Origin of the sequence: Mesotoga sp. (assembly GCF_035363035.1) — a bacterium.
Lineage (GTDB): Bacteria > Thermotogota > Thermotogae > Petrotogales > Kosmotogaceae > Mesotoga.
The window spans coordinates 1-4,049 of record NZ_DAOSEH010000131.1 but is presented as its reverse complement, the minus strand read 5'-3'; the positions used below and the strand labels follow the sequence as shown (position 1 = coordinate 4,049).

Below are 4,049 nucleotides of genomic sequence, written 5' to 3'. Positions count from 1 at the left end.
GAGCGCTTTCAGGAGTCGAGATCGCCAGGGCTCTCCTGGAGAAAGATGAAACTAAAGACGCCAGGGGTGTTTTCAGGGGAACAATAACCGAAGGCGGAAGTGGGAATTTCGAACTCGTCGAGGCCTGGCAGGACGGTGATAATTGGGATACTGGTATCCAGTTGGTCAGAGATGCCGTGCAGAGCGCTCTTCAGTCGAGTTCGAACGATGTGGCTTTCGCAATCTTCTCAGATTCTTCCGGTACCGAGTTCAAGATAGTCTCTTACGGAATAAGGAGCGCCGCGGTAGAGAGTGTGGTGCTTAACCTTGCCTTTGCCGGAGGCGCTTATGAGTTTCCGGTCTTCGATATGGCCGTTTTTACTAAAAGCTATATAGGTATTGGCGGAAGTTCTAGAATTGAAGGCAGGGCCGGGACGAATTCGATAATTCCGGGTTCGGTCAATATCGGTTCAGGGAACAATATGATTACAGGCACGATATACGTTGGAGTCGGCGGAGACACTCACGTAAATCCAAGTGTCAATCCCGATATTCCATGGCAATCGATTTCCTATCCCAATGCGGTCGTAACTAGAACGAATATCTGGAACAGCACATGGCTCAATAACCATCCTATACAGAATCTCGATCAGGAAAGGGAGTACGAGCTGCCTAATTTTCCTGATCCTCCATCGTCGATAAGCTTTCCGACATTTCCGACCTTCCCTGAAGGTTTACCAGGTCACGGGAATCTGAATGTTGGCGGCAATTCTACTTTCACCGTTACTCAGAGTGGGGAGTACGGAAATATAAACGTGTCCGGCAGCAGCAGGCTTATATTCAATCTGCAGGGCAACAATATCTCGATCAACGCTAACTCTCTTTCGGTAAGTGGAAGCGCAAGAATCGAGGTCAACGGACCGGGGACGCTAAATCTCTATATCGATGGCAACGCTTCAATAAGCGGTAGCGGGATTACCACTCTCAATTCGGCAAAGCTGAACATCTACACGGACGGTAATTTCTCGGCTTCGGGAAACCTGAACGTCGAGATCTCTACGCTTTATTCGAAGGGTCAGACTCAGCTTGGAAATAGCGGACTGCTGCAGCTCGAGAATCTCTTCGTGGACTCAAGTCAGGCCTTCTCAACTTCGGGGAACGGAACGATACGAGTGGCTTCACAGGCCCTGATTAAGGCCTCGTCGATGAGTCTTTCGAGTGGAACCATGGACTTCATGAACGGCTCGAAGCAGCAGTTTGAGATCGCGGGAACGGTTCAACTTAGCGGAAACGCCAATATGAACGGTATAAGCAAGGGAGTAATGAACTGCAGTACTCTGAACATTCAGCAGGGAAACATAAATCTGGCCAGCGGTGGGAACATGCTCGTTTACGCCAGCACCGGCTTCAACATGGGAGGGGGGAGCACTTTCAACTACGGGGGTGACAGAAATGCCGTTCGTGTCAATTACGCGGGCTCAAGCGATCTGGATCTTACGGGAAACATTCGCTACACGGGTACTCTCCATATTCAGAGGGCTTCGGCCAGTCTTGGCGGATCGGGCGAGGTCTACGGGCTAATCATAAGCGGCGGACCGACGGTCAACCTTCACGGGAATCCCATGGCAGACGTTACGGCAGTCTATGCGCCAAACTCTACTGTAAATATGGTGGGAAGCGCGACCGTTAAAGGTGCGATTGTCGCCGATCGTTTCGTGGCTACCGGTAGTTCGACAGTTGTCTTTGAACCCGATACCGAGGATCTTTTTCCACCTCAGTCGATAGGACTGATCGGGGACGGCGAGGGTAATGAAGAAATTGAGATATGGAGCAGGTGAGGTGGTAAGAATGGAAGAATCTAGGCGTTTGAAGAGTAGAGTTTCCGGCTTCTCTCTTGTAGAGGTTCTCATGAGCCTTCTGATAATAGTGGTCATTGTCGCAACAATACTGCCGTTACTGGCAAACAGTATGAGGCAGGCCCATAAGAACAGGTTTGTCACTGCCGAACTGGCAGTTGTCCAGAACGATCTCGAGGAGGAGATCTTCGTTTCAACAAGAGGTCAGTCGTACAGCGTGAATGTAGATATAGACGGCAGTAACGTAACCGTATCCGGCGAGCTGGTCACAAAGAATTTCGCAGAGGGAAAGCAGATCGGAATCTTCTTGAGAAGCCGGTGAGAATTGTATGAAGAGAAAGACCGGATTGACTCTTGCGGAAATAACGATCGTTCTTCTCGTGTCGTCTATTATCGTCGCGATAGCCTTTTCTGTCTTTGCCGCTGGTTGGAGAATATTCAAGACGTCTCAGGAGACGGCATTGCTCAGCAGAAATCTCAGGTCGCTTGTGGAAAGGATCTCCGAGGAATTCAGATGGGCAACGGAGCTGGAGTTTACCAGCTCCCCGCAGGGGTCGGACTGGATAGTGATCTTGCTTGAAAACAATACTATAAAGAGATTTCAGGGGACTGCTTCAAGCAGAACAAACGAACAGAACATGAACGATCCTTCACAGGTAAGCGTCTCGAGCCTGACGTTCGCACTGAGAACGGTGCAGGACATGAGGGTAATGATGGATGTTTCCATTACAGCTTCCAGTGCTAACAACGGTAGTATAAGCGAGAGCGTAAGTACATCTGTCGCCGTTTACAATCTCAGGGACCGTTCGGGTTCAGGCTCATCGGTTAGCTATAAGAGATAATCCAATTCAAGACTCCGGTCGCGCTTTGGCATGAGGTTGCAGCAAATTTGCAGAACAGACTTGGAGGAATGGATGGATATGAGAAGAGAGATATTCGGAATCGATAGAAGAAATGGATTTTCTCTTGTAGAATTGCTTATAGTCCTTGCCGTCATCGCTGCCCTTATAGCCGTTGTGACTCCTATTGGAATAAACGCTATGCGAAAATCCCAAGCTGTTTCCGTCGCAAAAGACCTCATGACACTCTCTAAGGCCTTTGCGGGTAAAATCTACCTTGACGGAGAACTGCCCCAGACGATAAATGAGCTCGGGAGAAATGTATCGAAAAATCCTAAGTATGGTATAGCCTGGACTGCTGGCGAAGAGAGAGAGTATGTTATCTTTTCGAATGCCAAGGTCGATGTTCAATCTTTGAGGGCGATTATAACTTCGGCCACATCTTCGCCTTTTCCCGATCTGGCCAATCTAGAATATCTTTCGGGTGGGCTTCCTTCCGATTCTGATGAACTTACCGTTTACTATTCTTTTTCGCTTGGGTCTTCAGGAGCGGTCGAATCTGGTAAGCTTACTTCCCTTGGCTCCACTTTCCAGGAGATAATCCCGAAAATGATAGATTTGATAGATACTTTTCAACTTACTGGAAGAGTGCTGAGCACATGGAAAGATACAAGATACACGGACCTAGGTCTAAACCCCGATGAATGGTCCCTTCCGGTAAACAAGATTAATTACAACCCCAGAGTCTTCTCCAACAGCTCGACTGATAATATCATTATAGTCACTCCTGCAACTGGCTATGACTTCAGAGTAACTTATACGGACGGCGGTACTAGCCGCGACAATAACTGGTGGATCTTCTATAGCGCAGAGCACAAAAAGTGGTACCACAGAGATTACACAAGAGAAGTCGATATAACCAAACTTGAAATCATTGAAGAGAAAAAAAGCTAGAAAAGCACAGAGCCTATTGGAAGCAGGTTTCAAACAAGCCCTGAATCTGACTATATGATCACTGTAAAATTCCTCTATGAAGATTCGAAGGGAACCCGAGAAGATAATCGGGAAAAAAGTCGATATATCGACCCTTAAAATGCTCAAGGCAACAGAATAATTTCTTTTTATCGTGTACAAACATCCCTCTCGGATTCTGGAAGATGCAAAGGTGACCGAGACTTTTTCTTTCCCGTCAGTAATATGCGCTTTTCAAGCAATTTTATGAGAACTCTCCCGCTAGTCAATACCGCACGGGACGGGCCCCTATATATGGTATATGTAAATGATTCGCCCTCCATACATATATTCTTCTATTGATTTTTATGCAATTTTGGTTGGAAAAATATAAAAAATTATGATATAAATCCCAGCGAATATA

At 47.2% G+C, this 4,049-nt stretch carries 4 protein-coding genes; all 4 read left to right on the top strand.

Going from position 1 to position 4,049, the window contains the following annotated elements:
• Positions 1 to 1,817 (top strand): hypothetical protein (locus PKX57_RS11500; protein ID WP_472417446.1); only part of this gene is annotated, 1,817 nt, incomplete at its 5' end.
• A 10-nt stretch (positions 1,818 to 1,827) separates the two neighbouring features.
• Positions 1,828 to 2,157: a type II secretion system protein gene (locus PKX57_RS11495; protein WP_472417444.1), complete on the top strand. Its 330-nt coding sequence runs from the start codon at positions 1,828 to 1,830 to the stop codon at positions 2,155 to 2,157.
• A 7-nt stretch (positions 2,158 to 2,164) separates the two neighbouring features.
• On the top strand, positions 2,165 to 2,677 hold the full coding sequence (locus tag PKX57_RS11490) for a PulJ/GspJ family protein (RefSeq protein WP_169698670.1): 513 nt from the start codon (positions 2,165 to 2,167) through the stop codon (positions 2,675 to 2,677).
• A 72-nt stretch (positions 2,678 to 2,749) separates the two neighbouring features.
• Positions 2,750 to 3,628 (top strand): type II secretion system protein, encoded by an 879-nt coding sequence (locus PKX57_RS11485; protein ID WP_472417442.1) that lies wholly within the window; start codon positions 2,750 to 2,752, stop codon positions 3,626 to 3,628.
• Positions 3,629 to 4,049 lie beyond the last annotated feature (421 nt).